Here is an 18,911-nt window from a genome sequence, read left to right as displayed (position 1 = left end):
TCCGCGGCCGTACAGCTTATGTCAGTTGCCAAACGCTGTCATTGGATTTATGTTGTGGCTCCGTTTTTCGACCTGAGATCTCCACGTGCCGCATTGTATTGTTGAATATTCCAAGGCTTTAGAAGCCCGTATTATGCCGGAAAGCTTGCTACAGGCTGTTTATCAGGGGGCCGTAGACTCCGATTTGTTTACCCCCTCCGCCATTAAAAGCCGCGCTATTGCCTGTGATTACTATTTAGTTGGGGATCAAGTTGCGGATTTTATTCATATCAGCCTGCGAATTTTATCCGGCCGGACTGATGAGCAGAAAAGCCGCTTAAGCAGTGCGGTCTTGGCAAGGGTCATGGCATTGAATCTAAGCCAGCTATCGTTATCGGTTGAAGTGCTGGATATACATACTGAAAGTTATGCTAAGGAATTGCTGTAATTTCACTGCAACAAGGAGTTGTCATATGAAGAAAGTCTTATTCAAACGTTCCGCGTTACTTTTGGCAGGCCTGTGGTTTTCAGCGGCGCAGGCATATGTGGTTGAGGTTGTAGAGATCCCCAGTCAGAGTATGGCTAAAGCCCATAAAGCCACAGTGGTGCTGCCTGACAGCTATCAAGATTCTGCTAAATCTTACCCGGTGTTATATCTGTTGCATGGCCATGGTGGTGACTATAGAAACTGGGCCGAACGCACCGAGGTTGAAGCCCTGGCCGATAAACATCAGATGCTGATTGTGATGCCGGACGGCAATATCAACAGCTGGTATGTGGACAGCTCGTTTAAACCCAACAGTAACTACCAGCGCTATGTTGGTGAGGAGATACCTGCCTACCTGGACAGCCATTATCGTACCTTAGCTCAGCGCAGTGGCCGGGCTATTACAGGGTTGAGTATGGGCGGATTCGGTGCGTTGAATATTGCGCTGGCTTATCCCACGCAGTTTATTGCCGCTGGCAGCACCAGTGGTGGTGTTGATCCTCGTGGCTTTGAAGGCAAGTGGGGGCTCAATGAGGTGTTAGGTGATCCATTGGTGCATCAGGATGTCTGGATGCAAAAAGCCATCATCAATCGGATTGACGGCTTTAAACAACATAACCTGGCCTTGATTGTGGATTGCGGTGTGGACGATTTCTTTGTGGCTGCCAACCGGCGTTTGCATCAGGCTTTATTGGATAAAGGCATTGCTCACACTTACATTGAACAGCCCGGAGGTCATAACTGGCCATACTGGGCAGCGAGTATAGGCTTGCAGGCCGAGTTTTTGTCCCGCTATTTTGCTGTTTTTGACAGCCCTAAAAACCCCGCGCCCTGATTCAGGCGCGAATTTTGACACAGTTCCGACCGGCTTTTTTTGCGTCATATAAGGCCAGGTCGGCCTGTTTCATTACGGCCATAAACTCGCTACTGGTTTGACTGCGCTGCGCTGCGCCGAAACTACAAGTCACTTGCACGCTTTGTTTGCCAGATGAAGTCGTGGGTTTAGGCTTGGCCTTGCTGCGAGACTGAGCGGTTTGTTTGGTTTTCTTTGCCGGACGGTCCGGGCTTCGGATCACCATCTGGTAATTGGCAATGTCTTCGCGCAGGGCTTCAAGATGGGCCTTAATCTCACCTGGCTCTTTGCGTGGGAAGATAATAGTAAATTCCTCACCACCGTAACGAAATGCTTTGCCTCCGCCGGTAACTTTGGTCATACGGCTGGCAACAAGGCGCAGTACCTGATCGCCCACATCATGGCCGTAGGTATCGTTAAATGACTTAAAGTGGTCAATATCCGCCATCACCACAACGTATTTTTTGCCCAGGGTTTGCACATATTGCATTAAGGCGCGACGTGAAGGGATACCGGTTAACTCATCACGAAAAGCCATATTGTGGCTGTCCATAATCACGCCGATTAAGAACACGATGGCTATTGTGAGTATGGCTAACTGCCCGATTAAAAGTTGTTGTTTACCGGGATATTGCAACATGGGCAGCAGCAACAGACTGACAAACAGCGCACAATGGTTGTTGCTTGGGCTCAGTGCAACCCGGACAAGGGCTATCATCAGTAAGCCTGCATATAGCCCTGTTTCCAAGGGACTGAAGGCCGACAGATGGAGCTGCGGAAGCCAGGCAATTAGATTTGCCAGCCAATCCAGTGGTTGAGCACTAAGTTGCTGGAATACAAAATAAATAACAGCCGCAGCCAGACTTATCTGGGCAATACTCAATAGCGCGTTGGGTAGGGCAAATCCGCGGTCTTTATCCCAGATAAGCCACACCATACAGGCCATAAGCAGTAAAGATAGGGGCGGGGCCTGTAATTGCAGCCAGCTGATCTCGGGCCATAACTGGGCGGCGTAAGGCAGCATCAGCATCAGGCTGAATAGCGCCATACGACTGCGTGAAAACTGCAATGCGATAAGGCCGGCAATCGCCAACGCGATCAGCGGCAGATAACTGAGTTGGCTGGACCATTTAATCAGCAAGGGATGGGCGCTTTGCGCCAGCAGGGTGCTGATGTACAGCAATATCAGGGCAGGGATGGCGCGTTTGGCCAATAGCTGCAGCTTTTGCACCAGGCTCTCCTTAAAGCTTCACGGTTCGCAGGGGCATAATGCGGCCTCATTTTAAAGTAAGTGCGAAAATAGTCTAACCACTTCGTGTGACTTGACGGGTACCTGAAATGCCAATTTCATACCCTTAGGCGTGATATTCCCTTGACCTTAGTAGCGTTTAACAATCTGGCGCGCCAAGAAACCAAGGGATAACGCACTTCTGCCTGAATAAAGGGGCTAAGGTCGGGCGAGCAAGGTAGCCATGCCGTTGTCCAGCAAGGCCTGCAATTTCATGGCCGCCTGGTTAACCTGCCATTCTTCGTCGCCATCTACCCCAGCTTGTGCTGCCAGCGTAAATGCGCGACCGCCTTGGTAGTCGGGTAGGCATACCTGGGCCAGCATCACCATCTCTGCACGTTTGCGTGTCTCACTGGGACCCGAGCCTAACTTTTGAAAAATCCGCCATTTGCCGTCGCTAATTTGATTGAGCTTGCTGTTACTGTCACCAGGGCCATCTATTTGCTTGGCAATGGCATCGGCCAGCAGGTTTGAAATCCCCATCAACATGCCGCCATATTGGTGCGTCACATCAGAGTGTCCCACCCCATAAAACAGCGTGCGGATGTCTTCTTCTTCAAGGCCCGGATGACGTGTTGTTGGCTCGGCAACATGACTGGCCAACCGTTTTAGCCATTCAGCCTGGGCTAAAGTCGTCATGGGTTTATTGCCCGTCAGGCCACAGTTATCACAGCGATAGGGCAAATAGCCAGGATCCTGCTGATTGTCGGTCAGGCGAGACATGCTCACGGATTTTTTGGTGCTTCTGTCCTGCCAAGTATCGCTGCCGGGATCAAACAACACACTGCCATAGGCCCCGCGCATAAATATGTTCGGATTACTTAGCTTTAACCAGGCATCGTGGAATAGGCTGGTCAGATAATCCCGGCCACTGACATTAATAAAATATGAGGCGATAGCATTGGAATTGCCATCGGCCATACCAAAAGGGAAATAGGTGTGGATACTGGTGATCAAATCCGCTATAGGCACGTCGCCAGCCAGGCTGTTTGCGCCAACGCCGGATTGACGGGCTTTACTGACCGCCCCCGTAAATGCCATCACCTTGGAAGAACTCCACGGCTCGTAGAGTTCGTTTTGGCTGTTGCCGTTGGCCAGGTATCGATAGCTCAGGTCATTTTCTGTCAGTCTGTGATCGATAACCAGTAGGCGGCCATTCTGACTGTCATTGCCAAAAAACTGCCAATCAGCGGCTATGCGTTGCTCCCAGCCCGGCGTTGCGTAGTCGGTTTGCGCCGCGCTTTGGTATTGTTCCGAAGGCGCTTGCACAGTAAGCGGGCAATCAATATAAGGCTCACTCAAGTCGGCCGGCAAATAAGGAAAAACATCCACGCTTTGTTGATAAAAGACTTGGTCTTCCAGACGGGGAAGGGGGGATGTCTGTTGCTCCTGTGGTTGCTGCGTGGTTTGCGGTGAGGGTTGGCAGGCGCTCAGTGCAAGCAAGCTGGAACACAGCAACAACGGGCGTTTCAACATGTCATTTATCCTTAATGTAATATTTATCGTAAAAGGTGTAGACCCAGGTAGGGCAATAAATGATAAGCAAGGTAATAGTCATACCATTAAGCATGGCTTCTGGGAACAGCATTAGTGGGATCAGCAACAGGTAGTTATCTACGACTACGTCCCAGCTATGAATGCCGTCCAGAACGAAGTAACCGCCCATCAGAAACATCTTTAAGGTGATAAGCATTGCGCCGGGAATAAAGGCGCACAGAAATATATAGATAAAGACGTGTCGTGGTAGCTTGTGAAACGACAGGTTATATATGAGGTACGCCAGTGCCAACGGCAGGCTAATGCCCAGTAGGCCGTTAACCCCGAACATGCTCCAGCTTTCTTTACCCACTAAGGTGATACCGGCCAAGGCTAAAAAACTGCTGAGCAGGGCGCGTCTGAGGCCGAGCACTAGGGTGAGGGCCGACAACCACAAAAAGTGCACGCTTAATCCGTCATAGATACCGGCGCGAAACAGCCACAGCACAAACAAACAGGCTGCCGAACCAAAGATCAGGTGCTGACTATGCTTGTCATGCAACAACTGGCGAAGCGGGGCATTTTTAAACAGGCTTAACATCAGGCCCAGGTAAGCCACCCAGGCCAGGCTTTGCAGTGCGGTCAGATTTTCTAACACTTGATGTTACCGATACACAGCCCAAATGGGCGCATGGTCAGATGGCTTGTCGATACCGCGCAATTCGTAGTCAATACCCGCTTCAACCAATTGTGTGTGCAAACTGGGCGTGGCCAGAATCAGGTCAATACGCAGACCGCGATTGTCATCAAAGCCTTTGGAGCGGTAATCAAACCAGCTGTATTGGTCCACAACTTCCGGGTGCAGACTGCGAAAACTGTCGGTCAGTCCCCAACTTAACAGTCGGTTTAGCCATTCCCGCTCTTCAGGCAGGAAGCTGCACTTACCGGTTTTCAGCCAGCGCAGACGATTGGGCTCGCCAATGCCGATATCCTGATCCTGATGCGAGATATTTACATCGCCCATCACAATGAGTCGTTCCTCGGGGCTGTGATTGTTAGTCAGGTAGTCTTGCAGGTCAGCATAAAATTTGCGCTTGGCCGGGTACTTGGTTTCGTGATCCTGACTTTCTCCCTGTGGAAAATAGCCATTTAACACCCGTACCTGAGCGCCATCTTCCATCTGATAAGTGGCCATAATCATGCGACGCTGAGCTTCGGGATCATCACCGGGAAAACCGTATTGTACTGCCAGTGGTTGCTGCTTGCTGAGCAGCGCCACACCATAATGACCTTTCTGGCCGAAGAAGTTTACGTGGTAGCCCATGGCTTCAACTTCCTCGCGGGGAAACATATCGTCATGTACTTTGGTTTCCTGCAAACCGATAACATCCGGCTGATGTTTGTCGATTAATGCCTGAAGCTGATGAAGTCTTGCGCGTAGTCCATTGATATTAAAAGAGATAAATTTCATGGCGTGGTCACTTGGAAAAGGATGGGCCTATGTTAGCAAATCCCGTCGGCGCCAGTCACCCCGAAAAGCCGTTGAATCAGCTCTTGAGCGTTCAGCAGGTATGACCAAAGCAGCAGAGACATTTTTGCTTAACCTGATATGGTTAATTCAGGCTTTCACAGGAATGTTGTTATGCAATCCGTCACTATCGTGTTACTCGGCTTGGTCGGCATGTTGTTCGGCTGGCTGGTTTATTCCAAGTTCATTGCTGAGAAAATCTTTGCCATGGACGACAGATTTATCACCCCTGCCCATGAATTGCAGGATGGCGTGGATTATGTGCCAACCAATAAGGTGGTGCTTTGGGGCCACCATTTTACCTCGGTAGCCGGGGCCGCCCCCATTGTCGGTCCAGCCATCGCGGTTTACTGGGGCTGGGTGCCCGCCGTGCTATGGGTGGTGCTGGGTACTATCTTTTTTGCCGGCGTACATGACATGGGTGCGCTGTGGGCCAGTGCCCGTAACAAGGGTAAGTCCATGGGAGCCTTGTCTGAATCCGTGATTGGCAAGCGCACCCGCTCGCTGTTTATGGTGGTGGTGTTTCTGGTCTTGCTGATGGTGAATGCGGTGTTTGGGGTGGTAATTGCCAATTCCTTTGTTTCACAACCTAACTCGGTATTTCCTGCCTGGGCCGCTATTGTGGTGGCCCTGGTTATCGGCCAGTTGCTAAAACGCAAGGTGCCGTTGATTCCGCTTTGTCTGGTCGGGGTCGGGATACTTTATTACAGCATTGTGGTGGGCAGTGACATGCCCCTGGCGCTGCCTGCCGAGATGTTTGGTCTGAGTGATAAAGCCAACTGGATCATTATCCTGTTTGTTTATGCGGCCATTGCTTCCTTATTGCCGGTGTGGATGCTGTTGCAGCCGCGAGATTTTATCAATGGTATGCAACTGTTGGTGGGCTTAGTGCTGTTGTATGGCGCGGTGTTTGTGTCCATGCCCGACATCACCGCACCGGCCTTTAATACCCAGGTGGCGGTGGATACGCCCAGTATTATACCCCTGCTGTTTGTCACTATAGCCTGCGGGGCGGTATCGGGCTTTCACGGCATAGTGTCATCCGGTACCAGTTCCAAACAGCTGGATAAAGAAACCGATGGCCGCTTTGTGGGCTATCTGGGGGCGGTTGGTGAAGGTTGCCTGGCCCTGATTACGCTAGTGGCAGTAAGCGGAGTGATGCTGGCCGCGTCACCCGAGGAATGGCACGAGGTATACAGCCATTTGGGCGCCGGTAGCGTGAATGCCTTTATTACCGGCGGTGCCAATCTTATTCAAAGTGGTTGGGGCCTGTCCGTGGAAATTTCCTCCACCTTACTGGCGGTGATGGTGGTGCTGTTTGCTGGCACGACCATGGACTCAGGTGTACGCCTGCAGCGTTATATTATTCAGGAGTGGGGTGAGATTTATCAGGTAAAGGCACTCAGAAACGGCATCGTTGCCACCTTGCTGGCGGTAGCCTGCTGTTTGCTGCTGGCTTTTGGTGCTGGTGGTTCTTCTGGCAGCGGCGGCATGATTATCTGGCCGTTGTTTGGTTCAACCAATCAGATCCTGGCCAGCCTGACACTGCTGGTGATTTCGGTGATGCTGATCAAGGCCGGTCGTCCCGCGATTTATACCCTTATTCCCATGAGCTTTGTGCTGGTAATGGCGTTTTTCGCCGGAGTAATTAAGCTCGGCGAATACTACCAGCAAGGTAACTGGCTACTGGTAGGGCTGGATTTGATCGTACTAATCGTTAGCGTATTGGTAATGTTGGAAGCCTGGTCGGTGATTGTTAAACACAAAGCCAGTGAGGCGGCGACATCCCAGGAATAACCTGTTTTAAATGCTGGCCTACGGGAAGGTGAGATGGCTCACCTTCCCCTGATGCTGACCTAATTGTAGTGATATCCCTGCAGTGTGCCTCTGATTGTCTGCGCATCCTCGCTTCGATACACCACCACCACCTTGCCACGTAAACCGCCTATTATCATTCGGTCTCGGCCATCTAGCTGATCAGCGCGGCCTTCCGGCGCCCTGCCATTTTCGGTGGGATCATTGAATTCAGGATTATGCAGGCGTGTATGCTTAGTGATATCCCGCTCCAGCTTGAATTGTAGATCGCCTCCTTCCTCCATTTCTTCTCGCTGCCAGCTGCGCACAGTTCTCTGCATGGCAGAACGACGTGCATAATCGCTGATGTAAACGTTTTGATGTTGATCCACTATTCGGTATTTGGCGAAGGTGAGGTGGCGATTGCTGGTTAGCTGCGCATTGGACACCGCAAAGTCCTGAAGCTTTGCTGTGTAGAATCCTCCCCAGTTGTAATAGATTGCGTAGTCATCCTGGCCTTCACGATAGTAACCAATAATGGCAATCCAGTGAGCGGCTTCTCCTGTTTTCTGGGTGGGTTCGCCCTCAGTTACGTCATCCACCGAAACGTCATAGGGCACGATAATCGGGCATTCCCATTCAAGCAATCGCTTCACCAGTGTAGTGAAATTCTCGACGCTAACATCTACGACATTACCATCAAACTGACCCGCATACTGCGAGTTTTGGCCTTTAGCTACGCGGACCAAATCCATGGCATTAAATACCGAGCCTAACACTGTTAATCCATGGTATTTACCGTATTGCCTTAGGGATTTAAATTGGCCTTTGGCTGCCAGTTGATTTCTCTGCTGCCTCTCAGTGTTAGAGCTGGGAGTTTGCTTTGGTCCGTCCATATTGCCGCGCGGTGGAAGAGGGGGTTGTACAAGGTAGTCCCCGCCAAACTCTTCGAAGCGGCTATGCCAATAATTCAGTACATAACCCAGGGCGTAAAATCCGCAACTTGGCCCCCGTTGATTGGGTAGTAATTCGGGGATGGGGTAGATAGCCTGGGCATGCTTTTGCGCAAGCAGATCAATGATATCTCCCTCGTATTTGCTCATACCTGCCTTCTCCTGTTTTCTGCGTCTGAGCTGTTCCGAAACGTTGTCGGGACAGATAACTTTGCTGGAAAACGGATGATGACGGCCATAAAACCAACATCCATTTCGGTTATGTCAAGCCTGATGGCTGACTTGCTAACTATAGCTGAAGGCGCGACGAGTAGTTGAGTTGTTGAGTGAATTACTCCGATAACTTCTCATAATCACCTTGAAAGCCAATAGACGTGATGGGTGAGCAGAGACAGGGTTTGTGACGTAACTGGTAAATACTGGCTACTTCACGTAGTTTGAGGTTTTCCTGAAAATTAGCTGAAAGATAAAGCATTAAAAGCCGTTCAAAACTTGCAATAACAACCTTTCAATAAGGGAACAATGTGATGTCGGATAATCAGTCTGTGTTTCGTGTCGATAAATTTATTGTGCCTCAGGCCTCGAAGCAGGAGTTTCTGCAGCGGGTGTTGGCAACCCACGAGATTTTACGCAAGCAGCCGGGCTTTATTCAGGACCAACTGCTGGAACAAGTGGCCGGTCCGGGCCGTTACAACATAGTGACTATTGCCCAGTGGCAAAGCCAGGCCGCCATCGATGCCGCCAAGGCGGTGGTGATGGAAGCCCATCAAGCCATGGGATTTAGTGCTCAGGAGACCATGCAAAGGCTGGGAATAGAAGGTGACATCGGTAACTATCAGGTTATCGGGGGCTAATGCGTTGCAGTTGTATATTGCCAATAAAAATTACTCGTCCTGGTCATTACGCCCATGGCTACTGATGTCGACACTGGATATTCCATTTGAGGAAGTGCTGGTGCCATTTGGCGGACAGACCGCATCACATGCGTTTCAGCGTATCGACGGTCTTTGGCAGCAGGGCTTGCACGCGTACGGCGGGCCATTTTTAGCCGGTGAGCAGTTTAGTGCGGTGGATGCGTTTTATGCTCCCCTGGCGAGATGAAGTGCATGAACAGGAAGCCAGACAAGCCGGGGTGTGGCTGGCTGATTTGCGCGCCTCCTGACAAAGCTGTGACTTTTTGCCACGCTCGGGCATGCCGGTGGCCACTCACGTGGCCGCTAAACAGGAACAGGTGGATAAGGCGGCATCAGTCGATGCCGCCTCGTCTGAAAAAGCGAGCCGATATAATTTGTTCGCCGTCGTCTGCACCACTTTGGTCACGATAGAGCAAACGGAATCCCTGCCAGGCACCGTCTACACCCGCTAGTGATAAGGGATCAGATTGACCTTTAACCTGCCATTGAGGTTGCGAGAGGTCGATAGTGACCTGATAGGTCGCCCCGGCTGATAGTTCGGTTCTCTCCAGCGCCGCTTCGCTGCAATCCCGGTTCAATGACACCGGTCTCAATGTCTCGGCGTGCACCAACGTAAACCCACAGTGTATTTTATTGTCAAAAACTGAAAGCGTGGCTAGGTTGTTGTTTTCAATGCTGAATTCAAGATGTTGGGGCGACCTATCCCGCTGTGGCAGCGTATCTTCCAAGTCGGCAAAGCGTGTGCGGGTACGAATCGGACTAAAGCGATGGCCGGTGATCACCGGTGTACCGTCTTCACCCAGCGCCACCTGCACCTCCAGCGGTGTTTGCCAGGACTGTGCCTGACCGCGGAGCGCTTCCAGTTCTTTTCCCGCGCCCTGTTCGACAAAGTACTTTTCAATGCCCAGCCGTAATTGCGGTATTTCACTGTAATTAACCGTATTTGAAAATCCTCGAATAAACAGCCCTTCTTGTGGCTTATTGCTATCCACCGAAACCAGTTGGGCCACACCACGCTTGTTGGGCTGCAGCCTGAGATAGGGGTTGTCGGTGCTGATGTTGTTGTTCTGTATCACTCCCTTTGCCTGGTGCACTAGTTCATAATCCAACACCACGTAGTCGCCACGAAAAATATCCCTGGGGTCCACCGGCATGGTTTTCAGATAAACCACGTCACCGTTTGCCATAATACGTTCACGTTTACCGACAATGGCACCCAGTATCAGTAGCTGCGCGACTAGTACCACCGGCAGCCAAATATGTGCTTTTTTCATGCCTTTACATCCTTGTTTCTTTGATAGTACCAACCCACCAAGAACAGCCCCAGCCCCACTGCAACAAAGGCCAGGGAACGCAGTAGCAGGCTATCAAACAGATCCATAAAGCGGGCAAAAACCACAATGGCCAGCAGCAGGGCAAAGAAGCCAACCATCAGGCCGCGTTGCTGGCGATTGCCCTGACGAATAAACAATATCGAGTGTGTGGCAAGGATCAGACTGAACAGCAGATCCAGTATCTGGCCGGATAGCCACTCAGGGAAGTAGGCCAGGCTCAGAGCCAGGGCATTGCTTATGGCTAGCAAAACCAGATGCCAGCTTTTCTCCAAGGTGCTGTTGTCTTTCTGATTTCGCAGCATAAACAAAGTGACGAAGGCCAAAACGATGGCGGCTATGGTGAGCAGGCCAAGCCAATGTGCCGGGGTTTCCCCTGGGCTCCAACCTGGTTGCTTGGCGTCAAAACCAAAGGCCAGCAGCCACAACAACACCACAGTGTAAGCTGGATATAGCAAACCCAGCCGCAATTGGTATTGGCTGGTTGAAGTGCCTCTGGCATAGCCCAGGCTAATCACTAGGCTGCAGGCGGCCAGCACCATAAGTTCGGGGTACTCGCCACTGGCATTATAAAGGCCGGACAGCAGCATCAACAGGTTGACGTATGCGCTAAGTAACAGCAGCCAGGCTGGTTGAAAGCGCCAGCAAAACACGTAAAGCCCCAATAGGGCTGCCTGTGCGGGGTGCAAGGTGGCATTAAATTCCCAAACTTCAGCACCTGCCCAAACGCTTAACAATATCAGCGCCAACAAGCTGTGCATCCAGTTATTCAGGATAATAGCCAGGGCTAACGCTGACAGCCCCCACAACATGAAGAAGTTCGGGTAATGTTCATCAATATGGTAAATCTGCGACACCAGCCAGATAGCCGCGCCAAACAGCATACTCCAGAGTAGTCCCATGCCGTTGGCCAAGGGCGGGGGCGGATTTTTTCGTTGTAAAGTCCAGGTGAGGGTGGCTACACCAATGCAGGCTGCGGCTATTACCAGTAACTTGAGGTAACGATGCATATCCTGCCAGTTGTAAGCAAAAAACAGAATAACCCCCAGGCCAAGGATAACGCCGGCAAAGGCATTGATAAGCCACTGGCCCCAATTGCTGTTGGGTGGTTCAGGATAAAGAGCCAGTATGGCCTGTTGTTGCTGTTCTGAGATGATGCCGCTGGTGTGCCATTGCAGTGTTTGCTCACGCAGCCAACGGATATAAGCATTCTTCATTGTCCTCAATCCTTTTGCTTCAGGGCATAGGGGCATTCCAGCTTGGCTGGCTTGCTGCCAAGCCGATACTGTTACCCAGGTTTTGGCCTGTCTAGTGTCGGCTTTGTCTTCCCTGACGTCATGGTGGCAGCCCAGAATGAACCCTGGCTGACTTATTGTTCCTGTTTAGACTTGTTCTTAAAACCGGTGCAGGTTATCACAATCAAGAGGTATCTGATTGGTGTAAGAGGATTTTTAGCCAACACGCCCTTGCTATTTAACATTAAACTAATTTATTTTGGTTACTTATTAACATTTGATTGAGGGACAATATGCGTGTGACTAACAGGATACTAAGCGTTCTATTTTGTGCTGTGTTACTAGCCTGGTGCAGTGAATCTGCTCTGTTTGCCGCTGACAAGGACTCGTCTGCATTATTATCAACATCGGCCAAAGCCGAGCAAAAGGTTGTCGGCTACTTTCCACTTTGGGAGCCTGAACGGGGCTATCGGGTTAAGGACATTGTGACCCGTGGCGCAGCCGAGCAGCTTACTCATATCTTGCTCGCCTTTGGTGGGCTAGCCGAAGGTCAATGTGTGCTGGATGAGATACCTGCCAGCATTGAACATCACTATAGTGCACAAGACAGCGTGGATGGTGTGGCTGATAGCGAGGATGCCAAGGTTAAAGGCGTTATTGGCCAGTTGATTAAGTTCAAAGCCATGTATCCAGATGTGAAGCTGCTGTGGTCTATTGGTGGATGGACAGGTTCGGTCGGTTTCATCGAGGCCGCTAAGGATGTTGAGCGATTCGCCGATTCATGCCATGCGCTGCTTAATGACCCACGCTGGGCGGGCTTGTTTGATGGAATAGACATTGATTGGGAATACCCCAATGCCTGTGGCGTTGAATGTGATAAAAGTGGCCCAGATGGCTATTACACCCTTATCAAAGCGGTACGGGACAGGTTTGGTCGCGACAGCTTAGTTACCTCGGCCATTGGGGCGCCGCTATCTATCCTAAGCGCTGCGGACTATGCTAAGGCTGCGCCTTATCTCGATTTCTTTATGCCCATGACTTACGACTACGCTGGTGCCTGGTCGCCGCAAGGGCCAACCTATCCCCATTCCCCTTTGTACCCGGTTGATGTTGCCAAAGGCACCACTCATGAGAAAAACAACGCTGATGATTCTATTGCTTACATGCTAGCCCAAGGTATTCCGGCAGATAAAATTTTGCTGGGTATCGGCTTTTACGGTCGCGGCTGGGCAGGTATTGAGCAAACAGAAGCGTTAGCAACCGCGACAGGGCCTGCTCAAGGCGCGAAGGAGCCGGGTGGTAACGCCTATCATGTGCTGAAAACACATTGTCCCGCTACGGGGATTTTGGGTGGCACTGCCTATGGCTTATGTAATGGGGAGTGGTGGAGCTATGACACGCCACAAACCATTTTGGGTAAAATGGACTACGTGAAACAAAATGGCTTAGGCGGTGCGTTTTTCTGGCAACTTAGCGGTGATACTGAACAAGGAGAGTTGCTGGATGCCATTGTTTCCGGACTGAGAGCAGAGTGAATGAGCCAAGAGTTAGCGCGCTGATCATCCTTGATATTGTTATGATTTGTTAAAAATCCTTCCGCTAGTGTTGGAATATCTGCTGTCTAACATAAATTAGCTAGGATTGACGTCTGGTTGAGTAAGGATATCCCCCCCAAGGATAACGCCACCTGGTAACTTGTGCAGTGGCGGTTTCCTGCCCTGGGGGCTTACAGGTTTTTATTCTGTCAGCATCTTCAGGGTAGCTTTGGGGTCATCCAGCTTTTGCTCGGTAAGCCCTAATAATTGATTATATAAGGGGGCGGGCAGATATTGCTTAGCTACTTGCCAAAAGGTGACAGCGCCGGCTTTTTGACCTTGACCGACCCGTTTCCGATAATCTTGCCATAAATCGAAAGTCGTCAATTTATCCGCGCTGTTGTTCTGCCATGCTCGGTCAATGGCTTGATGAATCAACATGCCACAACTGTAGTACAAGTGAAATTGTCCCTGCTCAGCAGCGTCATGCAGTCCTATCTGGGCCAGACCTTTCTGACAGGAGGTCCTGGCCTTGGCAAAGCGCTCGCTGACATAATCTGCGAGTTGTGGATGCTGCGCCAGCAGAGCCTGAGACGCCAGATAATCAGCATGGCCTTCATGCAACCAGGAGGCTTCGGCATCTGCATACACCTGCTCTTGCGAGCCATGCTGGTATAAATGCGCCACTTCATGGGCGAAAAACCACAAGGTATTGTTCTGAAACTCAGGGGTGGCATCCTGCGCGCTTAGATCATCACGATTCCAGTGCATAAATATTTGGTTAGGTAAGGTACCGCCTTGGGCGCTGCCATCCTTAACTTTGGCATAGGATGCAAACAGCATGGGCTTTTCTCCCATGAGTTTACCCAGTTTAGCCGCAAAAAAGTCCATAAAGGCCGGTATGTCGCCGGCTAAGGTGCCTTGTAGTTGAGGCGGTAAGCCTGAATCTACTTGGGCAATGACGTGCGATGTGATGATCGGCATCTGGTTGCCAACATAGACATTTCGGCCATCGTCGTAATCCTGCCAATGTGCCTCGCCACTGATGACTTGTCCAGCCAGCAGCATGTGCTCATTTGGGGGGATGGTCAGGCTGATTGACCAGCCGTTGATATCACTGGTGCAACGCTCAATACAGGCAAATAACCTACCCGTATAAATAAGATTTCCGCCATCAGAATAGGGGGAAAAAGGCGCATAATCCTTACTCAGGTGCTTATAGGTAGGGGTTAGCCTCAAACTCACCTGGGTAAACGGGCTGTTATCCTTGCGTTTAATAAACTCTTCATCTTGTTCGTAGATGATCTCAAAATCACTTTGTAGCGGCTGCCAACGTTGGGTGCGCGATGCATCGGGATTGCGCACAAAGGCCAGGCGTGAGGCTGGACGCGTGGTTTGGTAGGTCAGGATCCAGGAATTGGGCAGCGACTTCTCTATTTGAATCGCCACATCGGCTTCTTGGCGGGCCTGAGTTATCGCGCTAAAAAGGCATATGCCAAGTATCCAGCGCCAAGTGATTAAGTGCGATAGACGAAAATTAAGCATGTCTATTTCCTGAATGTTTTTGGCATTTTGCCCTAGGTAACTGGTTTTTCCATTGGCTTGAATTGCAAGTAGATGTGTCGACTGTATCAAACAGATAAACAGCGATTAGGTTTTTTCTTGCAAGTCTAGGGCAGTTGTCCTAATTTCTAGGTCAAATGTCCTAGAGGGAGTCATGTTGCTATCCAAACGTGAGCAAATAGTGGCCGAAGCAGACCGACTTTTTTACCAACAAGGTTTCGAGTTCACTTCTTTTGCCAACATTGCCGAGGCGGTGCAGATTTCCCGTGGCAATTTCTACTATCACTTTAAGTCTAAGGACGAGATCCTCGAGGCGGTTATAGCCCGACGGTTGGCGAATACCCAGGCAATGCTGGACAGCTGGCAGCTACAGGGGGATTCGCCGCGAGCCAGAATCGGCTGTTTTATCCAGATTCTGATCGCCAATAGTAGCAAGATCTTAAAATTTGGTTGCCCCATAGGCACGCTCAGCACTGAATTGGCCAAACTGAATCATCAGGCCCTGGACCGTGCCAATGGCTTGTTCAGTCTGTTTCGCCAATGGTTAGGTGAACAGCTTATGGCCATGGAATTTACCCCACAGCAAGCCGATACCCTGGCCATGCATCTGCTGGCCCGCAGCCAGGGCATTGCGACCCTTGCCAATGCTTTTAATGATATGAGTTTTATTGAACAGGAGGTCGAGCTGCTGAATCAGTGGCTTGATCTGCAGATTCAGTCGCTACAGAGTTAATCAAGGAGTGTTGATGTTTATTGTGTTATTAAAATTTGCCAAGAACCGCGCCGATGCAGGGCAATTTATGCAGGCTCATAAGGATTGGATATGCGCCGGGCTGGAAGATGGCGTTTTTATACTGGTGGGCAGTCTTAAGCCTGCCCAGGGAGGCATGTTGCTTGCCCACAATACCAGCCTGGAAGCCTTGCAACAGCGAGTGGCAGAAGATCCTTTTGTGCAGCATCAGGTGGTTAGCAGCGAAATTATCGAAGTGGCACCCAACCAAGCCAATCAGCGTCTGGCCTTTTTACTTAATTAAGGAGTGCGTGTGAGTACCTATATCGAGCCTATGGATGGTCAGCCCCGTTGCAATTGGTGTGGCGGCGCACCTGAGTTCTTGCCTTACCATGACAACGAATGGGGTTTTCCGGTAGAAGACGATATCCGTTTGTTTGAAAAGCTGTGTCTGGAGTCTTTTCAGTCGGGCCTGAGCTGGCGCACTATCTTGAACAAGAGAGAAAATTTTCGGGGCGCTTTCAAGGGCTTTGATTTTCATCAGGTGGCCGGTTTTGACGAGCAGGATATTCAGCGGCTGTTGCAGGATGCGGGCATTATCCGTCATCGCGGTAAGATTGAGGCAGTAATCAATAATGCCAAACGAGCCATTGAGCTAATAGAGCGAGAAGGCTCGTTAGCCAGTTATTTCTGGCGTTTTGAAGAAATAGAGCCGGATACTGAACAGCTGCAAATGCGTTCTACCAGTAGCCAGTCAGAAGCCTTATCCAAAGCCTTAAAAAAGCAGGGCTGGAAATTTGTCGGGCCGACCACTGTGTATGCTTTTATGCAGGCCATGGGGCTGGTCAATGATCATGCGGCTGACTGCGTAACCCGACAAAAAGTGGCGCAGGCCAGGCAAACTTTTAATAAGCCCTAACATGAAAATCACCATTAGACCTTACCAAACAGATGATGTGGAGCCCTTGTTCGAAGCGGTGCGTTCATCTATCGCGCATTTGTCGGCGTGGTTGCCTTGGTGCAGCGAAGCGTATTCTCTGGAGGATGCCAGATCCTGGGTGCAAGGGGCGGCCAGAGTCTGGCAGCAAGGCAGCGATTATCGCTTTGTGATTGTTGATGCCGTCGCTGGTCGGTTATTGGGTGGCGTGGGACTCAACCAAGTCACCGAGCAGCATAAGGTGGGCTGCCTAGGCTATTGGGTACGTAGCGACATGTTAGGCAAGGGCATTGCCAAGCAGGCCGCGCACCTGGCTCTTAACTATGGTTTTACGCAGTTAGGGCTGGCGCGTATCGAGGTGCACGTATTGCTGGATAATGTTGCCAGCAATAGGGTGGCCAGTGCTTTAGGCGGCCAGCTTGAGGCGGTGCAGCGTAATCGTCTGTTTCATTTTGGACAGCCGCGGGACGCTAACTGCTATGCCATTATTCCACAGGATATAGAGTTGCAGGAAAAAAGGAGCCGGTAGCCGGCCCCTTTTTGTTTTCACAAGGAAAAATTATCAGAATTAGCCGTTATTTAAGCGCTTTTCCTTTTTATCCCGGCGTTTTTCTTTTATCGATTTAGTGGGTTTTTTCTTGTCTTTTTCTTTAGACATAACCAGATATTCTCCGAATAAAGTGTGGCTAACTAAAGATGCCGCTGACTTTAGTAAAATAAACTCAGCATAAGTTAATGCTGGGGCAAATTTCTTGGCGGCATAATTGAATCTTCAAAGCGTTTTTCTCCATTGTTTGTTAGAGGTTTTTCATCCTGAAAATTTAAGATGCTTAGCAAACGAAAATGGTGTTCTTTATGTAGGACCGATACCTTGCAATAGCTGCCTGGGTGTTTACCAAGCAAAGCCATGCCTAGTCCGGAACATACGGACAGCAGTCCTTGCTTAGGGTTGGAGTGTTGACTGGCTATCAGGGTTAGTTTCAGCAGGACTTTATTCTGTAAGTCCCATACCAGAACTCTGTCACCCACAGCAACAGTGGCTGAATGTTCAGGGCAGCGCTGACACGCAACTCGCTCTAAGGCTGCCAGCAGTTCGACAGGTGAAAGAATGAAAATAGACGGACTATAAATAAAAAAGTATTGAATACGACTGGCTACATAATTAAATAGCCCAAGAAAACATGCTTTCATCGAACTTCCCCATAAAAAATAACAACGATTTTTTATTGCCGGGAAGCGTAAAAAGACTCCCCGGCTTAAGCCGGAAAGGGGGATTGATAATTTGAGAGGTGCCTGAACATGATAACTCCAATTTTCACCGGTTTAGCTTCTCCTGGAAAATAATCCAAAGGCTGGTGAAATCCGGTATAGATTTATCAGAAATAGCGCGAAGATACTGGTGTATTAGACCAACCACTGAATATCCTCGACAACTGCCTTTTTTAAAATGAAAACAAGGTGGTTGTTCTTACGTGTCTTCCTCAACTACTACTCGCTCGGGTTGACCTTATTGGTGTAAGCGAAAAATAATCAGGCTTACCCCTTCAGCGCCCGTTATGGCGGTATGAACCTGTTTTGGCGGTACCTTAACTGCGTCGCCCTGGTGATAGCGCCGTTTCTTTGCCTGGCTGTAGGAGGTGTAGGAAGTCAATACCTAGGCTAATCGTGTTGACGCAGGGCGCTTGATATCATCCTGGCAGGTGAGACTTTTTTAAATAACGGGTTGGAAACCTTGCACTCATTAAAACGTCCTGGCAATGCCAGCTGGGACGTTTTTTTATCTGTCTGTGTTCGGATTGTCTCGCTTGCTCACTCTCCCTATATTGTTGTTCATCTAGGCGCAAAGTGCTGCGCCGGTATTTATTCTAGGAATGCAAGCCAGGTTACTGATCCGGTCCATTGTCTGAATACTGCGGGAGATTATCGCCAATATGGTGCCAGACGGGCTGGCTGGTGGTCCAAATATGGTATTGGGGTTTTACCGAGTCAGGGTTATCCAGAGAGCACAAGGTCACATCCACTGTCTTGGCGGCCTGTTGTTTGCGAAATACCACAGGCGTGCCGCAGGTTGGGCAAAACTCTCTTTGGTAAGCAGGGCTTGAAGCAAAAATGCCGGGTGTACCCTTTGTATAACTAAAGGTGTCAACGGCTACCGTTAACCAGGCCAATGTCGGCGAGCCACTTGCCCGTTGGCATAGTCGGCAATAACAATACCCGGCGTCATGCAAAGGACCGTTAAGCGCGTAACGCAATTGGCCGCATAAGCAGCCGCCTTGTTGATTAAGCATGTCAGCACCTCAATGTGGTT

The 18,911-nt window shown here is 50.2% G+C and carries 20 protein-coding genes; 10 read left to right on the top strand and 10 right to left on the bottom strand.

Translation table 11 applies throughout. From position 1 onward, the window contains the following. The first annotated feature begins 85 nt into the window (after window positions 1-85). Together J0A65_RS08855 and J0A65_RS08850 are read left to right on the top strand one after the other, a co-directional pair. The gene (locus tag J0A65_RS08855) at window positions 86-427 is read left to right on the top strand and encodes a 5-carboxymethyl-2-hydroxymuconate Delta-isomerase (protein WP_206593804.1); all 342 of its coding nucleotides are present in this window, start codon (window positions 86-88) and stop codon (window positions 425-427) included. A gap of 25 nt (window positions 428-452) precedes the next feature. Then, complete coding sequence (locus J0A65_RS08850; RefSeq protein ID WP_206593803.1) at window positions 453-1,301, top strand: alpha/beta hydrolase; 849 nt, start codon at window positions 453-455, stop codon at window positions 1,299-1,301. 1 nt (window position 1,302) lies between these two features. Here J0A65_RS08850 and J0A65_RS08845 read toward each other — a convergent pair whose 3' ends face one another. The 4 genes from J0A65_RS08845 to xthA form a co-directional block, all read right to left on the bottom strand. Continuing rightward, window positions 1,303-2,550 carry a GGDEF domain-containing protein gene (locus tag J0A65_RS08845; RefSeq protein WP_206593802.1) on the bottom strand — a complete coding sequence of 416 codons (1,248 nt, stop codon included), beginning with the start codon at window positions 2,548-2,550 and terminating at the stop codon, window positions 1,303-1,305. 216 nt (window positions 2,551-2,766) lie between these two features. Continuing rightward, entirely contained in the window at window positions 2,767-4,083 is a 1,317-nt protein-coding gene (locus J0A65_RS08840) for a hypothetical protein (protein WP_206593801.1), read from the bottom strand. Window position 4,084: 1 nt separating this feature from the next. Continuing rightward, a complete protein-coding gene (locus J0A65_RS08835; RefSeq protein WP_206593800.1) occupies window positions 4,085-4,741 on the bottom strand; it encodes an energy-coupling factor ABC transporter permease in 657 nt (218 codons plus the stop codon). A 6-nt stretch (window positions 4,742-4,747) separates the two neighbouring features. Further along, window positions 4,748-5,554, bottom strand: coding sequence for an exodeoxyribonuclease III (xthA, locus tag J0A65_RS08830; protein WP_206593799.1), 807 nt, complete (start codon window positions 5,552-5,554; stop codon window positions 4,748-4,750). Window positions 5,555-5,725: 171 nt separating this feature from the next. Here xthA and J0A65_RS08825 point away from each other — a divergent pair, with 171 nt between their 5' ends. Beyond that, a complete protein-coding gene (locus tag J0A65_RS08825) occupies window positions 5,726-7,408 on the top strand; it encodes a carbon starvation CstA family protein (RefSeq protein ID WP_206593798.1) in 1,683 nt (560 codons plus the stop codon). A 59-nt stretch (window positions 7,409-7,467) separates the two neighbouring features. Here J0A65_RS08825 and J0A65_RS08820 read toward each other — a convergent pair whose 3' ends face one another. Further along, window positions 7,468-8,508 carry a hypothetical protein gene (locus J0A65_RS08820; protein WP_206593797.1) on the bottom strand — a complete coding sequence of 347 codons (1,041 nt, stop codon included), beginning with the start codon at window positions 8,506-8,508 and terminating at the stop codon, window positions 7,468-7,470. 377 nt (window positions 8,509-8,885) lie between these two features. On the opposite strand from J0A65_RS08820, the gene J0A65_RS08815 reads away from it, so the two are divergent. Together J0A65_RS08815 and J0A65_RS27815 are read left to right on the top strand one after the other, a co-directional pair. After that, on the top strand, window positions 8,886-9,212 hold the full coding sequence (locus J0A65_RS08815) for an antibiotic biosynthesis monooxygenase family protein (protein WP_206593796.1): 327 nt from the start codon (window positions 8,886-8,888) through the stop codon (window positions 9,210-9,212). Further along, window positions 9,178-9,459: a glutathione S-transferase family protein gene (locus tag J0A65_RS27815; protein ID WP_332874318.1), complete on the top strand. Its 282-nt coding sequence runs from the start codon at window positions 9,178-9,180 to the stop codon at window positions 9,457-9,459. Before J0A65_RS08815 ends, J0A65_RS27815 begins: the two co-directional genes overlap by 35 nt. 145 nt (window positions 9,460-9,604) lie before the next feature. On the opposite strand, the gene J0A65_RS08805 is transcribed toward J0A65_RS27815, so the two are convergent. After that, window positions 9,605-10,546: a GDYXXLXY domain-containing protein gene (locus J0A65_RS08805; protein WP_206593795.1), complete on the bottom strand. Its 942-nt coding sequence runs from the start codon at window positions 10,544-10,546 to the stop codon at window positions 9,605-9,607. Further along, window positions 10,543-11,820: a DUF2157 domain-containing protein gene (locus J0A65_RS08800; RefSeq protein WP_206593794.1), complete on the bottom strand. Its 1,278-nt coding sequence runs from the start codon at window positions 11,818-11,820 to the stop codon at window positions 10,543-10,545. The genes J0A65_RS08805 and J0A65_RS08800 overlap by 4 nt, the downstream gene beginning before the upstream one ends. A gap of 311 nt (window positions 11,821-12,131) precedes the next feature. Between J0A65_RS08800 and J0A65_RS08795 the strand changes: the two genes are divergently transcribed. Beyond that, window positions 12,132-13,373 (top strand): glycoside hydrolase family 18 protein, encoded by a 1,242-nt coding sequence (locus J0A65_RS08795; protein ID WP_206593793.1) that lies wholly within the window; start codon window positions 12,132-12,134, stop codon window positions 13,371-13,373. Between the two features lie 201 nt (window positions 13,374-13,574). On the opposite strand, the gene J0A65_RS08790 is transcribed toward J0A65_RS08795, so the two are convergent. After that, window positions 13,575-14,918, bottom strand: a complete 1,344-nt coding sequence (locus J0A65_RS08790; protein ID WP_206593792.1) for a hypothetical protein — start codon at window positions 14,916-14,918, stop codon at window positions 13,575-13,577. Window positions 14,919-15,090: 172 nt separating this feature from the next. Between J0A65_RS08790 and J0A65_RS08785 the strand changes: the two genes are divergently transcribed. From J0A65_RS08785 to J0A65_RS08770, 4 genes are read left to right on the top strand one after another with little or no spacing between them, the layout of a single operon-like run. Then, window positions 15,091-15,669, top strand: coding sequence for a TetR/AcrR family transcriptional regulator (locus J0A65_RS08785; RefSeq protein WP_206593791.1), 579 nt, complete (start codon window positions 15,091-15,093; stop codon window positions 15,667-15,669). A gap of 13 nt (window positions 15,670-15,682) precedes the next feature. Then, entirely contained in the window at window positions 15,683-15,970 is a 288-nt protein-coding gene (locus J0A65_RS08780; protein ID WP_206593790.1) for a YciI family protein, read from the top strand. A gap of 9 nt (window positions 15,971-15,979) precedes the next feature. Then, window positions 15,980-16,585: a DNA-3-methyladenine glycosylase I gene (locus J0A65_RS08775; RefSeq protein WP_332874317.1), complete on the top strand. Its 606-nt coding sequence runs from the start codon at window positions 15,980-15,982 to the stop codon at window positions 16,583-16,585. A 1-nt stretch (window position 16,586) separates the two neighbouring features. Next, window positions 16,587-17,132: a GNAT family N-acetyltransferase gene (locus J0A65_RS08770; RefSeq protein ID WP_206593789.1), complete on the top strand. Its 546-nt coding sequence runs from the start codon at window positions 16,587-16,589 to the stop codon at window positions 17,130-17,132. Between the two features lie 203 nt (window positions 17,133-17,335). On the opposite strand, the gene J0A65_RS08765 is transcribed toward J0A65_RS08770, so the two are convergent. Then, window positions 17,336-17,794, bottom strand: coding sequence for a GreA/GreB family elongation factor (locus J0A65_RS08765; RefSeq protein ID WP_206593788.1), 459 nt, complete (start codon window positions 17,792-17,794; stop codon window positions 17,336-17,338). Between the two features lie 692 nt (window positions 17,795-18,486). Then, entirely contained in the window at window positions 18,487-18,891 is a 405-nt protein-coding gene (locus J0A65_RS08760; RefSeq protein WP_206593787.1) for a GFA family protein, read from the bottom strand. Window positions 18,892-18,911 lie beyond the last annotated feature (20 nt).

It is taken from the genome of Bowmanella yangjiangensis (genome assembly GCF_017255015.1).
Taxonomy (GTDB): Bacteria; Pseudomonadota; Gammaproteobacteria; order Enterobacterales; family Alteromonadaceae; genus Bowmanella; species Bowmanella yangjiangensis.
This window is presented reverse-complemented; position numbering and strand designations above follow the sequence as displayed.

Coding starts and splice junctions, on each gene's coding strand:
- J0A65_RS08850 (WP_206593803.1), top strand. CDS start 453: ATGAAGAAAGTCTTATTCAAACGTTCCGCGTTACTTTTGGCAGGCCTG.
- J0A65_RS08840 (WP_206593801.1), bottom strand. CDS start 4,083: ATGTTGAAACGCCCGTTGTTGCTGTGTTCCAGCTTGCTTGCACTGAGC.
- xthA (WP_206593799.1), bottom strand. CDS start 5,554: ATGAAATTTATCTCTTTTAATATCAATGGACTACGCGCAAGACTTCAT.
- J0A65_RS08825 (WP_206593798.1), top strand. CDS start 5,726: ATGCAATCCGTCACTATCGTGTTACTCGGCTTGGTCGGCATGTTGTTC.
- J0A65_RS08820 (WP_206593797.1), bottom strand. CDS start 8,508: ATGAGCAAATACGAGGGAGATATCATTGATCTGCTTGCGCAAAAGCAT.
- J0A65_RS08815 (WP_206593796.1), top strand. CDS start 8,886: ATGTCGGATAATCAGTCTGTGTTTCGTGTCGATAAATTTATTGTGCCT.
- J0A65_RS08805 (WP_206593795.1), bottom strand. CDS start 10,546: ATGAAAAAAGCACATATTTGGCTGCCGGTGGTACTAGTCGCGCAGCTA.
- J0A65_RS08800 (WP_206593794.1), bottom strand. CDS start 11,820: ATGAAGAATGCTTATATCCGTTGGCTGCGTGAGCAAACACTGCAATGG.
- J0A65_RS08795 (WP_206593793.1), top strand. CDS start 12,132: ATGCGTGTGACTAACAGGATACTAAGCGTTCTATTTTGTGCTGTGTTA.
- J0A65_RS08790 (WP_206593792.1), bottom strand. CDS start 14,918: ATGCTTAATTTTCGTCTATCGCACTTAATCACTTGGCGCTGGATACTT.
- J0A65_RS08785 (WP_206593791.1), top strand. CDS start 15,091: ATGTTGCTATCCAAACGTGAGCAAATAGTGGCCGAAGCAGACCGACTT.
- J0A65_RS08780 (WP_206593790.1), top strand. CDS start 15,683: ATGTTTATTGTGTTATTAAAATTTGCCAAGAACCGCGCCGATGCAGGG.
- J0A65_RS08770 (WP_206593789.1), top strand. CDS start 16,587: ATGAAAATCACCATTAGACCTTACCAAACAGATGATGTGGAGCCCTTG.
- J0A65_RS08765 (WP_206593788.1), bottom strand. CDS start 17,794: ATGAAAGCATGTTTTCTTGGGCTATTTAATTATGTAGCCAGTCGTATT.
- J0A65_RS08760 (WP_206593787.1), bottom strand. CDS start 18,891: ATGCTTAATCAACAAGGCGGCTGCTTATGCGGCCAATTGCGTTACGCG.